This window comes from Pseudomonas sp. PAGU 2196 (assembly GCF_022179005.1).
Classification (GTDB): Bacteria; Pseudomonadota; Gammaproteobacteria; order Pseudomonadales; family Pseudomonadaceae; genus Aquipseudomonas; species Aquipseudomonas kermanshahensis.
In genome coordinates this window covers 1-15,534 of the sequence record NZ_BNTL01000040.1, presented here as the reverse complement: position 1 = coordinate 15,534, position 15,534 = coordinate 1, and the positions used below count along the sequence as shown (strand labels likewise).

Genomic DNA, 15,534 nt, shown 5'->3' with positions numbered 1-15,534 from the left:
ACTGCATCGGCAGCGTCCGGGATTAGATGAAGGCAAATGCCCGTATTTATTAGGGAATGTCGCACTAGGCGATGATTCGGTCGTGTTTAGGCGAATATGGCATACCAAAGCGTCGTGGCGAGCCTCAGCGGCAACATCCGCCAACGTTTCCGTTTGCCAAATCTTTCAGGATCGGACAATCCGGCCGCTCGTCTCCCTGGCAGTGGGAGACCAGGTCGCTGAGGGTGTCGCGCAGGCTCACCAGCTCTTCGATGCGCCGGTTCAGCTCATCGATATGTTGCATGGCCAGCGCCTTGACGTCGGCACTGGCCCGTTGACGGTCTTGCCAGAGGGTCAGCAACTTGCCGACCTCTTCCAGAGAAAAGCCCAGGTCGCGGGAGCGCTTGATGAAGGCCAGGCTGTGCAGGTCTTCCGGCTGGTAAAGGCGGTAGCCGCTGTCACTGCGGGTGGCTGGCTTGAGCAGGCCGATGGACTCGTAGTAACGGATCATCTTGGTGCTGAGCCCGCTGCGGCGGGCGGCCTGGCCGATGTTCATGGGGCCTCCTGGGAGCTGCTGGTGGGTTTCCAGGTCTTGAGCCACAGCGCATTGCTGACCACGCTGACGCTGGACAGGGCCATGGCGGCGCCGGCGAGTACTGGGTTGAGGTAACCCAGCGCGGCCAGGGGGATACCGACCAGGTTATAGATGAACGCCCAGAACAGGTTCTGGCGGATTTTCGCGTAGGTCTTGCGGCTGATCTCCAGGGCTGCGGGTACCAGGCGTGGGTCGCCGCGCATCAGGGTGATGCCGGCGGCCTGCATGGCCACGTCGGTGCCACCGCCCATGGCGATGCCGATGTCGGCAGCGGCAAGGGCCGGGGCATCGTTGATGCCGTCGCCAACCATCGCCACCACGCCGTCCTGTTTCAGTGCCATCACGGTGGCAGCCTTGTCGGCAGGCAGCACTTCGGCATGCACGTCGTCGATCCCGAGGGCGTCGGCAACCACCTTGGCGCTGCCGCGGTTGTCGCCGGTCAGCAGGTGGCTGCTGATGTGTTGTGCGTGCAGGCTATCGATAGCCTGCTTTGCGCCCGGCTTGAGGCTGTCGCCGAAGGCGAACAGGCCCAGCACGCGAGGTTGTGCGCCGCGCTCGATCAGCCAGGACAGCGTACGCCCTTCAGCCTCCCACGCGTGGGCTTTGGCGGCCAAGCCGCCGGGTAGCAGCGTGCTCTCGTCGAGCAGGCGACGATTTCCCAGGGCCAAGTCACGGCCTGCCACCCGCCCGGCGATGCCACGCCCGGTCAGCGACTGGCTGTCGACGACTGTCGGCACATCCAGTTGCTGCTCGGCGCACGCCTCCAGCACGGCCTTGGCCAATGGGTGCTCACTGCCGCGCTGCAGGGCGCCGGCCAAGCGGTGCAGCTCGGCGGTGGTGCCGACCAGTGCCTGGCTGTGGACCACGCGTGGGCTGCCGGACGTCAGGGTGCCGGTCTTGTCGAACACGACCCGGTTTACCGCATGGGCACGCTCCAGGGCTTCGGCGTCCTTGATCAGGATGCCGTGGCGGGCGGCGACACCGGTACCGGCCATGATCGCCGCTGGCGTTGCCAGGCCGAGTGCACAGGGGCAGGCAATCACCAGCACGGCGACCGCATTGATCAGCGCGGTTTCCAGTGGGGCACCGGCCAGCCACCAGCCGATCAGCGTGATCAGCGCGATCACCAGTACGGCGGGGACGAATACCTGGCTGACCCGGTCCACCAGCTTCTGGATGGGCGCCTTGGCCGCCTGGGCATCTTCGACCAGGCGGATGATCCGGGCCAGCACAGTTTCGGTACCCAATGCCTGGGTGCGCACCAGCAGCCGCCCTTCACCATTGATGGCGCCACCGGTGACGGGGTCGCCAGGCTGCTTGGGCACTGGCAGGCTCTCGCCGCTGATCAAGGCCTCGTCGGCATGGCTGCTGCCTTCCTCGACTTCGCCATCGACTGGGAAGCGTTCACCGGGTTTGACCACGACCAGGTCACCCACACGCAGTTGGGCGATGGCCACGTCTTCTTCGCGGCCATCGACCACGCGCACCGCGCGTTCGGGGCGCAGTGCTTCAAGGGCCCGAATGGCGCTGGCGGTCTGGCGTTTGGCGCGGCTCTCCAGGTACTTGCCCAGCAAGACCAGGGCAATGACCACGGCCGAGGCTTCGAAATACAGGTGCGCAACCATGCCGACAGGGGCTTGTGCCCATTGGTACAGGCTCAGGCCGTAACCGGCACTGGTGCCAAGGGCCACCAGCAGGTCCATGTTGCCGGCGCCGGCACGCACGGCCTTATAGGCGGCCACGTAAAAGCGTGCACCGAGAATGAACTGTACGGGCGTAGCCAACAGGAACTGCGCCCAGGCGGGCAGCATCCAGTGCAGGCCAAAGGGCTGTACCAACATGGGCAAGACGAGTGGCAGGGCCAGCAGCAAGGCGGCACCGACCGCCAGGCGTTCATTGCGCAGGCGGCGCTGGGCATCGCGCTGATCATCGTGGCCTGCGTGCGGCAGGCTGGCGCTGTAGCCGGCCTTTTGCACGGCGTCGATCAGCAGGCTGTCGTCGAGGGCCGCGAGCACCTCGAGGTGCGCGCGTTCGCTGGCCAGGTTAACGCTGACCTGCTCGACCCCAGGCAGTTTGCCGAGTGCGCGTTCGACGCGGCCGACGCAACTGGCGCAGGTCATGCCGCCAATCTGCAACTCGACAGTACGGGTGGGCACGCCATAGCCGGCTTCACGCACGGCGTCGAGCAAGGCCGGCAGGCTGCTGGCCGGGGCCTGGACCCGGGCCTGTTCGGTGGCGAGGTTGACGCTGACCTGTTCAGCGCCGTCGACCTTGCGCAGGGCGCGCTCGACCCGGCCAGCACAGCTGGCGCAGGTCATGCCGGAAATCGGCAGGTCGAAGGTGGTGGATGCGGGCATGGCTGTCCTCCTTGGATTGGCCTCCAGCATCAACCTTGCCACGTAGGCAAGGTCAATAGCCTAGGCCGGCGCGCTTCAATTCCAGCCCATTGTGGCCCATGGCAATCCGGTATTTGTTGATCTGGCCCGCCTGCAGGTTCAAACGTGTGCTGCGCTGGTCTTCGATACCGGGTGCGCAACCGGGGGTCTGCCCTGGCAGTAGGCGCAGGCGAATATCCACAGGGCCTGGTGGCAGGTTGAAGGCGGTCGATTGCTCCTGGAATACGCGCCCGGAGAGCTGATCGTTGAGGTACACGCCGATTTCGCAGTTGGTCGCCACTTCCAGGCGTTCCCGCGAAATGATCAGTACGCTGTAGTCCGAGTTGCCTTCGGCGCTGGCCGGTGGCACCGCAGCCAGCGCGCTCAAAAGCCCGACGACGCCCAATGCTGCCCTGAACATGATGAATCTCCTGCTTGCCTGATCGTCAAAGGCGCAGCTTGGCCGACGTGAGCGCGGATTTCCAGCCCGGACGCGCGCAGGGGCTTGACCTTGCCCCGATGGCAAGCTTGAAACTGCGTGAAAACCTGAAGGAGGCAACCCTATGCAAGTGTTCAATGTACAAGGCATGACCTGTGGCCATTGCGTCAAAGCGGTGACCCGTGCGGTGCAGGGGCAGGACGCCGATGCCAAGGTCGAGGTCGACCTGGCGGGCAAGCAGGTGCGGGTGCAGAGTGCCATGGCGGTGGAGCAGATCCTCACCGCGATTCGTGACGAGGGCTACCAGGCCGAGCTGGCGTGAAGCCCTGCGCCGGGGGCGCGTGAGGCCCCCGGTTTTGTTGCAAATCTTTTCATGCTGGTCGAGTCCTTAGCAGGTAGACTGACGCACTTGCTTAGCCTGCTATGGATTCCTGATGAACCTGCGAATGGTGCTCATCCTGGGCGCATTGAGTGCGTTCGGGCCTTTGGCGATCGACTTTTACCTGCCCGCCTTCCCGGCGATGGCGCAGGCTTTCGCCACCGATGAAAAACACGTTCAGGCCACCTTGGCCGCCTACTTCCTTGGCCTGTCCATCGGCCAGTTGGCCTATGGCCCGGTGGCCGACCGCTTCGGGCGGCGCAAGCCTCTGTTGTTTGGCGTGGCGCTGTTTACCCTGGCGTCGTTGGCCTGTGCCTATGCCCCCAACCTCGACACCCTGGTCCTGGCGCGGTTCGTCCAGGCCCTGGGCGGTTGTGCCGGGATGGTGCTGTCGCGGGCGATCGTCAGTGACAAGTGCGACCCGGTGGCGTCGGCCAAGGTGTTCTCGCAGTTGATGCTGGTGATGGGCCTGGCGCCGATCCTGGCGCCAATGCTTGGCGGGGTGTTGGTGAACCTGGCAGGCTGGCAGTCGATCTTCCTCGCCCTGAGCCTGTTCAGCGCGGCCTGCCTGCTGGCGGTCAGCCTGGGCCTGCCGGAAAGCCTGCCGGCGGACATGCCGCGCCAGCCACTGTCCGGGGCGCTGCGCCAGTACCTGCGCCTGTTCAATGACCGGGTGTTTCTTGGCCATGCCTTGACCGGTGGTATTGCCATTGCCGGTATGTTTGCCTACATCGCGGGGTCGCCATTCGTCTTCATCAAGTTATATGGCGTGCCTGCCGAGCACTATGGCTGGTTGTTCGGCACCAACGCGGCGGGCTTTATCCTCGTGGCGCAGGTCAATGCCCGTTTGCTGGCCAAGCGCGGCCCAGCCTTCCTGCTGGTGCGTGCTGTGTGGATGTACCTGGCTGCAGGTTTGGTATTGCTGGGCGTCGCCGCACTGCGGCCGAGTCAGTTGTGGCCGCTGTTGGTGCCGTTGTTCGTGTGTATCGCCAGCCTAGGTTGCATCATCCCCAATGCGTCGGCCTGCGCCATGAGCGGGCAGGGCGCACGCGCAGGCAGCGCCTCGGCGCTGATGGGCTGCCTGCAATTCAGCGTCGCCGCAGGCGCGGCGGCGTTGGTCGGGCTGTTGCACGATGGCAGTGCGGTGCCGATGACACTGGTGATCAGCCTGTGCGGGGCGCTGGTGGTCAGTGTCGCGCTGCTGACCCGGCGTTTGCAGGCCAGGCGTCCCGCATAAGCGGGTGAGGCGCCTGCAGGCGGGTTTCCAATGTGGCGACGAAGGCACGCGCCTCGGCCTCGCTGCGGAAACTCACCACGTGTTGGTCGAGCTGAACCTGCCAAGGGCAAACGGGGTTGCGGCTCGACGCACTGACGACAATTTTCATCGCGGCATACCTCCAATGGGGTGTGAGCGGAAGAAGTGTAGCGCTGTGCCCTGTGCCTGCCATGACCGGCATCCGTGGTCTGACTGACGGTCATTTCCCCCCTGTTCTTCCCTCCTGACCGTCATGCTCCGGGTGTAATACCTGGAGGCATGTAGAAGCTTCGCTTTTGTTTGCGCTATTTAAGGAAGCTGCTTGTCGGTCGCGTCCGAACCTGCGCTGGGCGAATAATGCTCATGACCTGCCTCTGTCCCGCTGAGTGCTGGGGCACTGCTCAACTGCGGGGTATTGGGCGGGCTCACTGCACAGACACATCATCTCTCATGGGTAGGTATACCCAGTGGACTTCTGACAGGTGGGCTGAAGCGGCTAGCGCCCTGTGAGGGGGTTTCTGCGGCTTATACTGGCGACCAGCGCCGATGCCAGCGAGCAGGGTTTCCCTCTCAGGGCCGGCGACTGTCAGGCAGGCGATCCCAGTGCCAGGGTTGGCCATTGCATCCATATAAAAACGTGCAGGGAGTTACAGGGACATGAACGCAGTCAGCAGTATCAGCCAGATCGCCAGCCTGATGGCCGACCCCAAGCGCAGCGCCATGTTGTGGGCGCTGATCGACGGCACCCCACGGCTGGCGAACGAGCTCGCGATGATGACCGGGCTGACCTCGTCTTCCGCCTGCGCCCACCTCTCGTTGCTGTCTTCGGCGGGTTTGCTGCGGCACGAGGCGCGGGGCCGCAAACGCTACTTCCGCCTGGCCACGCCGCAGGTAGGGGCAGCGGTGGAAGCACTGGCCAGCGTGCAGTTGGGCAGCGCCAGAGACGACCAGCCCGAGGCGGCAGCCTTGCAGTTGCCGATGTCGATCCGCAGGGCGCGGCGCTGCGGTGACCACCTCGGCGGCGAGCTGGCCGGGGAGTTGTATCACCGTCTGGTGGTGGCGGGTTGGTTGGAGGGCACTGACCGGCAACTGGTGGTCAGTGAGCAAGGGCGGGCAGAACTGGCGCTGGTCGGCGTCTACATAGATGCCTTGGCGCCGCACCAGCAACGGGGGTGTGTGATCTGCCGTTGCACTGACTGGAACAACCAGGGGCCACACTTGGGCGGCGTTCTGGGGCAGGCCTTGTTCAGGCTGTTTCTGCAGTCGGGTTGGATGCGCGAATCGGAGGACACGCGGGCTTTGCATATCTCGGCGCTGGGCATCCAGCAGATCAATCGCATTGCCCGCGTGCAGACGTTGCAGGTTGGGTAACCGCAACGCCAACGTCTGATCAGACCAGTCGCGCGTCCAGGCTGTTTTGCGCCAGGCGGCGCGCTTGGTCTTCGGTCATGCCCAGGTGGGTATGCAAGGCATGGAAGTTTTCGGTGACGTAGCCGCCGAAGTAGGCCGGGTCGTCAGAGTTGACGGTGACCTTCACCCCGCGCTCGAGCATGTCCAGGATGTTGTGCTGGCTCATGTGGTCGAACACGCAGAGCTTGGTGTTCGACAGCGGGCAGACGGTCAGTGGGATCTGCTCGTCGATGATACGTTGCATCAGGCGCTCGTCTTCGATGGCGCGTACGCCGTGGTCGATACGCTTGATGTGCAGCAGGTCCAGGGCTTCCCAGATGTATTCGGGCGGGCCTTCTTCACCGGCGTGGGCAACGGCGACGAAGCCTTCGCTACGGGCGCGGTCGAACACACGCTGGAACTTGCTCGGCGGGTGGCCCATTTCGGAGCTGTCCAAGCCTACGGCAATGAAGGCATCGCGGAACGGCAGTGCCTGGTCCAAGGTCTTGTGCGCTTCGTCTTCGCTGAGGTGGCGCAGGAAGCTCAGGATCAAGCCACTGCTGATGCCCAATTGGTCCCGGCCATCCTTGAGCGCTTGGTTGATGCCGTTGAGCACCACTTCGAAGGGGATACCGCGGTCTGTGTGGGTTTGCGGGTCGAAGAAGGGTTCGGTGTGGATGACGTTCTGCGCCTTGCACCGTTGCAGGTAAGCCCAGGTCAGGTCGTAGAAGTCTTGCTCGGTACGCAAGACATCCGCGCCTTGGTAATAAAGGTCGAGAAATTCCTGCAGGTTGTTGAAGGCGTAGGCGCTTCGCAAGGTTTCGACATCGTCCCAAGGCAGGGCGATCTTGTTGCGCTCGGCCAGGGCAAACAGCAGCTCGGGCTCCAGCGAACCCTCCAGGTGCAGGTGCAGTTCGGCCTTGGGCAGGGCGTTCAACCAGTCATACATAGTTGGTTATCTCGATCAGGTACGGTTGCCGCCATTCTACAGGGCCTGGCCAGGCATTGCGCCCGGCCAGGCCCTGTGTTGCCTCAACCGGCGATGAGCTGCGCGGCCGCCTGGCGGTGATCGGCGATCAGGCCCTGGATATCCAGGCCTTCGATTTGCCCATCGATGACCCGCCACTGGCCACCGACCATGACTCGGTCGGCGCGGTCGGCGCCGCACAGCAGCAGCGCCGACAGCGGGTCATGGCTGCCAGAGAAGCGCAGTTCGTCGAGCTTGAACAACGCCAGGTCGGCTTGCATGCCGACGGCCAGCTCGCCGATGTCCTGGCGCCCCAGCAGGCGCGCCGAGCCGCGGGTGGCCCAACCCAGGGCACGCTCTGGGGTGATCTGCTCGGCGCCATAGCGCAAGCGCTGCAGGTACAGCGCTTGGCGGGCTTCGAGGATCATGTTGGAGGCGTCATTGGAGGCCGAACCGTCTACGCCCAGGCCCACGGGGGCACCGGCGGCTTCAAGGTCGACGGTTGGGCAGATGCCCGAGGCCAGGCGCATGTTCGAGCTCGGGCAGTGGCAAATACCGGTGCCGGCCGCGCCCAGGCGGGCGATTTCGTCGCCATTGAAGTGGATGCCGTGAGCCAGCCAAGTGCGTGGGCCGAGCCAGCCGACGCTGTCCAGGTAGTCCACGGTGCGCAGGCCGAAACGCTGCAGGCAGAAGTCTTCCTCATCAAGGGTCTCTGCCAGGTGCGTGTGCAGCCGCACGTCCAGTTCCTCGGCCAGCGTGGCACTGGCCCGCATGATCTCCGGCGTGACCGAGAAGGGCGAGCAGGGTGCCAGGGCAATCTGGATCTGCGCACCTTCGCCGCGCTCGTGGTAGCTGTGGATAAGCCGCTGGCTGTCGGCCAGGATCACTTCACCCTGTTGCACCGTTTGCTGGGGTGGCAGGCCGCCGTCGTCTTCGCCAAGGCTCATGGAGCCGCGGGTCAGCATCGCGCGCATGCCCAGCTTGCGCACCACTTCGACTTGCACGTCGATGGCGTTGTCCAGGCCTTGCGGGAACAGGTAATGGTGATCGGCCGCAGTCGTGCAGCCCGACAGCAGCAGTTCAGCCAGTGCCACCTGGCTGGCCAGCGCCAGCTTCGCGGGGGTGAGGCGTGCCCATACCGGGTACAGCGTCTTCAGCCAGGGGAACAGCGGTTGGTTGACCACCGGTGCCCAGGCGCGGGTCAGCGTCTGGTAGAAGTGGTGATGGGTGTTGATCAGGCCGGGGGTTACCACATGTTCGCGGGCATCGAACACGTGGTCGCACGGTTGGCTGGGGCTTTCGCCAAGGGCCAGGAGTTGTGTGATGCGGCCCTCTTCGATGACCAGCCCGCCACGGGCGTCGACGCCGTTGGCAGTGAAGATGGCAAGGGGGGATTTCAACCAGATACGGGTCGCAGGCATGGTGCCGGCTCCTCTGAAAGTGGGTTCAGGTTAGCCAGCTCAGTGTTGCCCTGTCTGCTGATCCAGGTCCGCCACGGGGACGAGGCATCGAGTCTACTGCCTCGCCACGCGGCTTTCAATTCACCAGATCAGCGGTTCACCTTTGTAGTTGATGAAGCGCAGGCCGCCATTACCGCTTTGCGCCTTGATCTGCTCGAGCATGCCGCGGGTACTGGTCAGCACGTCGATCTCGGCATTTTCGCCGCCCATATCGGTCTTCACCCAGCCGGGGTGCATGGCCAGCACGCAGAGGCCGGGGCGCTGTTGTTCGACGACGAAGCTGTTGATCATCGAGTTCAGGGCCGCCTTGCTGGCTTTGTACAGGCAGACTTCACCGCCGTCCGGGATCGTCACGCTGCCCAGGATCGAGCTCATGAAGGCCAGCACGCCGCTGCCTTCGCGCACCTGGCCAACCAAGCGGCGGGCGACGCGGATGGGGGCCACGGCGTTGGTCATGAACAGGTCGCCGATGTCCTGGTTGCGGACGGTTTCCAGGTCTTGTGGCTGCGGCCCCATGACGCCCGCGTTGACGAACACCAGGTCGAACACTTCGCCTTGCAGGCGTTGCTTCAAATCATCGAGCTGAGCGGTGTCGTTCATCTCCAGCTTTTCAATGCGCACACCGGGAACGTTGGCCAGGGCGCCGGCCTTTTGCGGGTCACGCACGGTGGCGATGACGTTCCAGCCATCTTCTTGCAGGCGTTGCACCAGCCCCAGGCCAAGGCCGCGTGAGGCGCCGATGATGAGGGCAGTTCTTGAGTTAGCCATAGGAACATTCCTTTATCGGTATAGGAAAAAGTAATTGAGCATACTGCAGAGTCGCTAACTGTGCCTGCGCTGCAGCTGGTCAAAAAATAATCAATGGCGCCAAGCCGCTTGTAGACGGGCGCTTCGCCTGTTGGCTAACGGGTTATCCACAGGCTGTTCCACAGTTATTGTGTGCAAGCCGAGCACAATGCCCAGTGCGTAACAATTCCAGGGTTTGGGGATAACTCTCGAGGTTTCAGCTATTTGCGACTGTCATCAAATAGTGATCAAAATATGATCAAAGCTCTGCGGGCCTTGAAACCAATGGGCTGCAAGAGAGTGCCCCAAGCTTATCCACAGGCAGGCCCACAGTTCTTGTGAGCAATGTTCAGCGCGTGTGAACAGTTATTCAGCGCGCTTCCAGCAGGATGCGCCCACGGCTCAGGTCGGCCAGTTGCTGGCGCAAGAGGGCCAGGTGGGCTTCACCGACCGCGATGTGCAGGTCAACGCCATTGGCGGTGAACTGTTCATCCAGCACTAGGCCGTCGACGTCCGCCAGGCGCAGTTTCACCAAGGCCAGTTCGCTGAAGCTGCAACTGCAGGTGTATTCGCTGCGCTGCACCAGCACCCGCTTGGGCGCCTGTTGCAGGCATTTGTTGGCGCCACCGCCATAGGCCCTGGCCAGGCCACCGGTACCCAGCTGGATGCCGCCGTACCAGCGGATCACCAGCACCACCACCTGATCGCAGTCTTGCGCTTCGATGGCGGCCAGAATAGGGCGCCCGGCGGTGCCGCCCGGTTCGCCGTCATCATTGCTGCGGTATTGCCCGCCAAGCTTCCACGCCCAGCAGTTGTGGGTGGCCGCCAGGTCGCTGTGGCGTTCGATGAAGCTCATCGCCTCGGCAGCACTGGTGATTGGGCCGGCGAGGGTGATGAAGCGGCTTTTGCGGATTTCTTCACGAAACTCGCAGAGGTCGAGCAGGGTAGAAGGCATAAATGGCTGTCAGGCACTCGGCTTGATGCCGCACCCCTTGAGAATGATGTGGATAAGGTTGCTGCTCGCGTCTTCCATGTCTTGCTTGGTCAGGCGGCTGCGGCCGGTGACCTGGCAGATCTGCGTGGCGAAGTCGGCATAGTGCTGGGTGCTGCCCCAGAGCAGGAAAATCAGATGCACCGGGTCGACCGGGTCCATCTTGCCTGCTTCGATCCAGGCCTGGAACACTGCGGCCCGGCCACGGAACCACTCGCGGTAGTCGGCGCTGAAGTACTCGTTCAGGCAATTGCCGCCGCTGATCACTTCCATGGCGAAAATGCGCGAGGCTTGCGGGTTGCGCCGCGAGAACTCCATCTTGGTCCGAATGTACTGGCTCAGTGCCTCGCCCGGGTCGTCCTCGACGCTCAAGGCGTTGAAGGTGCTGTCCCACAACTCGATGATGTTGCTGAGCACGGCAATGTACAGGCCCAGCTTGTTGGTGAAGTAATAATGCAGGTTGGCCTTGGGCAACCCTGCCTTCAGCGCGATGGTGTTCATGCTGGTGCCCTTGAAACCATGGCGGGCGAATTCATCTTCGGCGGCCTGGATGATGGCCTGTTCGTTTTTCTGGCGGATGCGGCCGGCGGGCTTGCCCGAGGCGGAGAGGCGATGCGCTGGGACTTCAAGGGTCATGGACGATTCCGTACGGGTCAGTGGCAGCGGCTGTCGGACAAGATTACCTGCCTACGCCGAAGTGACAAGCGTTTGCGTCAGAGACAGGCATCAGCGTGTCGTAGCCAGGCTATCCAGGAAGCTCTCGAGCACCAGGTTCGGCCGCCGCCCTTTGCGCGTCACCCAGCTCAGGCTCAAGTCATAGAAGCGCTGCCGGGGCTTGAGGGCACGCAGCCGGCCTTGCTGCACCCAGAAACTGGCGTAGTGGTCGGGCAGGTAGCCGATGTAGCGCCCCGTCAGGATGAGGAATGCCATGCCTTCGCGGTCCGACGCGCTGGCCGTGCAATGCAGCGCCTGGTAATGGGCCTGGATATCGGCGGGCAAGCGGAAGGTGGGGGTGATGGCCTCTTGGCTGTTGAGCCGGTCGTCGTCTATCTGTTGGTCGTCGGCATAGAACAGCGGGTGGCCTACTGCGCAATAGAGCAGCGAACGCTCGCTATACAGCGGTTGGTATTCAAGGCCTGAAAGGGCGATGGTCTGCGGCACTACGCCGACATGCAGGCTGCCGTCGAGGACACCGTGCTCGACTTGGCTGGGCGCGATCATGCGGATGTTGATACGCACATCTGGGCCGCGGTCCTTGAGTTCGGCAAGCGCGTGGGTGATGCGCATGTGCGGCAAGGTCACCAGGTTGTCGGTCAGGCCGATGTTCAACTCGCCACGCAAGTGCTGGTGCAGCCCGTTGACCTCAGTGCGGAAGCTTTCCAGGGCACTGAGCAACTGCAAGGCCGAATGGTAGACCTCGCGGCCTTCCTCGGTCAGTGAGAAACCGGCTCGGCCACGCTGGCACAGGCGCAGGCCGAGGCGTTGCTCAAGGTCGTTCATCTGTTGGCTGATGGCCGAGCGGCCGATCCCGAGCACGTTTTCGGCTGCCGAGAAGCCACCGCACTCGACGACGCTGCGGTAGATCTTCAACAGGCGAATGTCAAAATCGCTGACTTGGGCGAGTGGGTCGGGGCGTCGGCTCATTAGTTTAGTGTTGCCCTATCTGAAGATTAGAAAAGCAGGCTTTTTCAGACTTTATCGCCGTGCCAATTTAGCCGCAACAAGATCCATCGTTGCCTAATCGTCTTTCGAGGAACCGCCGATGAACATGCCGGAAACCGCTCCCACCGATATCGCCAGCCAGCTCAAGCTGGATGCCCACTGGATGCCTTACACCGCCAACCGCAATTTCCATCGCGACCCACGCCTGATCGTGGCGGCGGAAGGTAACTACCTTGTGGATGACAAGGGGCGCAGGATCTTCGACGCCCTGTCTGGCTTGTGGACCTGCGGCGCCGGGCATACCCGTAAAGAAATCACCGAGGCCGTAGCCCGTCAGGTCGGTACCCTGGATTACTCCCCGGCCTTCCAGTTCGGCCATCCGCTGTCGTTCCAGCTGGCTGAAAAGATCACCGCGCTGACCCCGGGCGATCTGAACCACGTCTTCTATACCAACTCCGGTTCCGAGTGCGCCGATACCGCGCTGAAGATGGTCCGTGCGTACTGGCGCCTGAAAGGCCAGGCGACCAAGACCAAGATCATTGGCCGTGCCCGTGGCTACCATGGCGTGAACATCGCCGGCACCAGCCTGGGTGGCGTGAACGGTAACCGCAAGATGTTCGGCCAGCTGCTGGACGTCGACCACCTGCCTCACACCGTGCTGCCGGTGAACGCGTTCTCCAAGGGCTTGCCAGAGGAGGGCGGCATTGCCCTGGCCGACGAAATGCTCAAGCTGATCGAGCTGCATGACGCCTCCAACATCGCCGCGGTGATTGTCGAACCGCTGGCGGGCTCGGCGGGTGTTCTGCCGCCACCGAAGGGCTACCTCAAGCGCCTGCGCGAGATCTGCACCCAGCACAACATCTTGCTGATCTTCGACGAAGTGATCACAGGCTTCGGCCGTATGGGCGCGATGACCGGGGCTGAAGCCTTCGGCGTGACGCCAGACCTGATGTGCATTGCCAAGCAGGTCACCAACGGTGCCATCCCGATGGGGGCGGTCATTGCCAGCACCGAGATCTATCAAACCTTCATGAATCAGCCGACGCCGGAATACGCGGTGGAGTTCCCCCACGGCTACACCTACTCGGCCCACCCAGTGGCCTGTGCCGCCGGCATCGCGGCACTGGACCTGCTGCAGAAGGAAAGCCTGGTGCAGGCTGCGGCCGAACTGTCGCCGCACTTCGAGAAACTGCTGCACGGGGTTAAAGGCACGAAGAACGTCGTCGATATCCGCAACTATGGCCTGGCCGGCGCGATCCAGATTGCTGCCCGCGATGGTGATGCGATCGTGCGCCCTTATGAAGTGGCGATGAAGTTGTGGAAGGCAGGCTTCTATGTGCGCTTCGGTGGCGACACCCTGCAGTTTGGCCCTACCTTCAATACCCAGCCGCAGGAACTGGACCGCCTGTTCGACGCGGTGGGCGAGACCCTGAACCAGATCGATTGATCGTTGCGATTTTGATGGCAAGCGCGTGAAGTGATCACGCGCTTGTGTCACCCCTCTTTATCTGGAGTTTTGCATGAGCATTGTTCAACACCTGATCAACGGCGAGCTGGTTACCAAGGGTGAGCGCACCGCCGATGTCTTCAACCCGTCCACTGGCCAGGCCGTACGCAAGGTCGAACTGGCCAGCCGTGCGACCGTGCAGGAAGCCATCGATTCGGCCAAGGCTGCCTTCCCGGCCTGGCGCAACACGCCGCCGGCCAAACGTGCCCAGGTGATGTTCCGCTTCAAGCAACTGCTGGAGCAGAACGAAGCCCGCATCTCGCAGATGATCAGCGAAGAGCATGGCAAGACCCTGGAAGACGCTGCAGGCGAACTGAAGCGTGGTATCGAGAACGTCGAGTTCGCCTGTGCGGCACCTGAAGTGCTCAAGGGCGAGTACAGCCGTAACGTTGGCCCGAACATCGACGCCTGGTCCGACTTCCAGCCGCTGGGTGTGGTCGCCGGTATTACCCCCTTCAACTTCCCGGCCATGGTCCCGCTGTGGATGTACCCGCTGGCCATTGCCTGCGGTAACGCCTTTATCCTGAAGCCGTCCGAGCGTGACCCGAGCTCGACCTTGTACATTGCCCAACTGCTGCTGGAAGCCGGCCTGCCTAAAGGCATCCTCAACGTGGTGCATGGTGACAAGGAAGCTGTGGACGCGCTGATCGAAGCTCCGGAAGTGAAAGCGCTGAGCTTCGTCGGCTCGACCCCGATTGCTGAGTACATCTACGCCGAGGGCACTAAGCGCGGCAAACGCGTACAGGCGCTGGGCGGTGCGAAGAACCATGCCGTGCTGATGCCCGATGCCGACCTGGACAACGCTGTCAGCGCGCTGATGGGTGCAGCTTATGGTTCGTGCGGTGAGCGCTGCATGGCGATTTCGGTGGCGGTGTGCGTGGGTGACCAGGTTGCCGATGCACTGATCGCCAAGCTGGAGCCGCAGATCAAGGCGCTGAAGATTGGTGCCGGTACTTCGTGTGGCCTGGACATGGGCCCGCTGGTTACCGCTGCTGCCCGCGACAAGGTGGTTGGCTACATCGACGACGGTGTGGCTGCTGGCGCCAAGCTGGTGGTGGATGGCCGTGGCTTGCGCGTTGCAGGTAATGAAGATGGCTACTTCGTGGGTGGCACCCTGTTCGACAAGGTGACCCCGCAGATGCGCATCTATAAAGAAGAGATCTTCGGCCCCGTGCTGTGCGTGGTCCGGGTTAACAGCCTGGAGCAGGCCATGCAGCTGATCAACGATCACGAATATGGCAACGGCACCTGCATCTTTACCCGTGATGGCGAGGCAGCGCGCCTGTTCTGTGACGAGATCGAAGTGGGCATGGTCGGTGTGAATGTGCCGTTGCCGGTGCCGGTGGCGTACCACAGCTTCGGCGGTTGGAAGCGTTCGTTGTTCGGCGACCTGCATGCTTATGGCCCGGATGGGGTGCGCTTCTATACCCGTCGCAAGGCGATCACCCAGCGTTGGCCTCAGCGGGCCAGCCATGAGGCGTCGCAGTTTGCGTTCCCTAGCCTATAAAGCATGAACAAAAGCGGGGAGGCCGAAAGGCCTCCCCGCTTTGTTTTTCAGCTTTATTAAGGTTTCTTGGAATTAAAGGTTGACGGGGTTTCGAATCCCCTTATAATGCGCCCCACTTCCAGCGTGATTGGAACGAGAAACTCCTTGAGTATCAACGAGTTAATCGATTCAGGTAGTGTTGTAAGGGCTTCGATCGAAAGATCGTCAGCGGTTGAAAAGGTAGTTGACAGCGCTTCTAAACGC

The 15,534-nt window shown here is 62.8% G+C and carries 16 protein-coding genes; 5 read left to right on the top strand and 11 right to left on the bottom strand.

Going from position 1 to position 15,534, the window contains the following annotated elements; all coding sequences use genetic code 11:
* Positions 1-124 precede the first annotated feature (124 nt).
* The 3 genes from cueR to MFF34_RS26605 are packed head-to-tail and all read right to left on the bottom strand — an operon-like array spanning position 125 to position 3,370.
* Positions 125-535 (bottom strand): Cu(I)-responsive transcriptional regulator, encoded by a 411-nt coding sequence (gene cueR, locus MFF34_RS26615; RefSeq protein WP_027594974.1) that lies wholly within the window; start codon positions 533-535, stop codon positions 125-127.
* Positions 532-2,931 carry a heavy metal translocating P-type ATPase gene (locus MFF34_RS26610; protein ID WP_238217505.1) on the bottom strand — a complete coding sequence of 800 codons (2,400 nt, stop codon included), beginning with the start codon at positions 2,929-2,931 and terminating at the stop codon, positions 532-534. The genes cueR and MFF34_RS26610 overlap by 4 nt, the downstream gene beginning before the upstream one ends.
* Before the next feature lie 52 nt (positions 2,932-2,983).
* Positions 2,984-3,370: a hypothetical protein gene (locus MFF34_RS26605; RefSeq protein WP_238217504.1), complete on the bottom strand. Its 387-nt coding sequence runs from the start codon at positions 3,368-3,370 to the stop codon at positions 2,984-2,986.
* 142 nt (positions 3,371-3,512) lie between these two features.
* Between MFF34_RS26605 and MFF34_RS26600 the strand changes: the two genes are divergently transcribed.
* Both MFF34_RS26600 and MFF34_RS26595 read left to right on the top strand, forming a co-directional pair.
* Complete coding sequence (locus tag MFF34_RS26600; protein WP_027594977.1) at positions 3,513-3,710, top strand: heavy-metal-associated domain-containing protein; 198 nt, start codon at positions 3,513-3,515, stop codon at positions 3,708-3,710.
* Between the two features lie 112 nt (positions 3,711-3,822).
* The gene (locus MFF34_RS26595; RefSeq protein WP_099452812.1) at positions 3,823-5,004 is read left to right on the top strand and encodes a multidrug effflux MFS transporter; all 1,182 of its coding nucleotides are present in this window, start codon (positions 3,823-3,825) and stop codon (positions 5,002-5,004) included.
* On the opposite strand, the gene MFF34_RS26590 is transcribed toward MFF34_RS26595, so the two are convergent.
* Positions 4,955-5,152, bottom strand: a complete 198-nt coding sequence (locus MFF34_RS26590) for a hypothetical protein (protein ID WP_085273983.1) — start codon at positions 5,150-5,152, stop codon at positions 4,955-4,957. The genes MFF34_RS26595 and MFF34_RS26590 overlap by 50 nt on opposite strands.
* Positions 5,153-5,679: 527 nt before the next feature.
* On the opposite strand from MFF34_RS26590, the gene MFF34_RS26585 reads away from it, so the two are divergent.
* Positions 5,680-6,393 (top strand): helix-turn-helix transcriptional regulator, encoded by a 714-nt coding sequence (locus MFF34_RS26585; protein ID WP_027594980.1) that lies wholly within the window; start codon positions 5,680-5,682, stop codon positions 6,391-6,393.
* Between the two features lie 19 nt (positions 6,394-6,412).
* Here MFF34_RS26585 and MFF34_RS26580 read toward each other — a convergent pair whose 3' ends face one another.
* From MFF34_RS26580 to MFF34_RS26555, 6 genes are all read right to left on the bottom strand, one after another.
* Positions 6,413-7,360: an adenosine deaminase gene (locus MFF34_RS26580; protein ID WP_027594981.1), complete on the bottom strand. Its 948-nt coding sequence runs from the start codon at positions 7,358-7,360 to the stop codon at positions 6,413-6,415.
* Positions 7,361-7,443: 83 nt separating this feature from the next.
* A complete protein-coding gene (locus MFF34_RS26575; protein WP_238217503.1) occupies positions 7,444-8,799 on the bottom strand; it encodes an 8-oxoguanine deaminase in 1,356 nt (451 codons plus the stop codon).
* A 120-nt stretch (positions 8,800-8,919) separates the two neighbouring features.
* Positions 8,920-9,606: an SDR family oxidoreductase gene (locus tag MFF34_RS26570; RefSeq protein WP_238217502.1), complete on the bottom strand. Its 687-nt coding sequence runs from the start codon at positions 9,604-9,606 to the stop codon at positions 8,920-8,922.
* Between the two features lie 388 nt (positions 9,607-9,994).
* Positions 9,995-10,579 (bottom strand): YigZ family protein, encoded by a 585-nt coding sequence (locus MFF34_RS26565; RefSeq protein ID WP_238217501.1) that lies wholly within the window; start codon positions 10,577-10,579, stop codon positions 9,995-9,997.
* A 9-nt stretch (positions 10,580-10,588) separates the two neighbouring features.
* On the bottom strand, positions 10,589-11,251 hold the full coding sequence (locus MFF34_RS26560; RefSeq protein ID WP_027594985.1) for a TetR/AcrR family transcriptional regulator: 663 nt from the start codon (positions 11,249-11,251) through the stop codon (positions 10,589-10,591).
* A gap of 90 nt (positions 11,252-11,341) precedes the next feature.
* On the bottom strand, positions 11,342-12,259 hold the full coding sequence (locus MFF34_RS26555; protein WP_238217500.1) for a LysR family transcriptional regulator: 918 nt from the start codon (positions 12,257-12,259) through the stop codon (positions 11,342-11,344).
* Positions 12,260-12,377: 118 nt separating this feature from the next.
* Here MFF34_RS26555 and MFF34_RS26550 point away from each other — a divergent pair, with 118 nt between their 5' ends.
* Together MFF34_RS26550 and MFF34_RS26545 are read left to right on the top strand one after the other, a co-directional pair.
* Positions 12,378-13,724, top strand: a complete 1,347-nt coding sequence (locus MFF34_RS26550) for an aspartate aminotransferase family protein (RefSeq protein ID WP_027594987.1) — start codon at positions 12,378-12,380, stop codon at positions 13,722-13,724.
* A gap of 73 nt (positions 13,725-13,797) precedes the next feature.
* The gene (locus tag MFF34_RS26545; protein ID WP_027594988.1) at positions 13,798-15,291 is read left to right on the top strand and encodes a CoA-acylating methylmalonate-semialdehyde dehydrogenase; all 1,494 of its coding nucleotides are present in this window, start codon (positions 13,798-13,800) and stop codon (positions 15,289-15,291) included.
* Positions 15,292-15,347: 56 nt separating this feature from the next.
* Here the strand turns inward: MFF34_RS26545 and MFF34_RS26540 are convergent.
* Positions 15,348-15,534: hypothetical protein (locus MFF34_RS26540; protein ID WP_238217497.1), on the bottom strand; the 187-nt coding region annotated here is incomplete at its 5' end.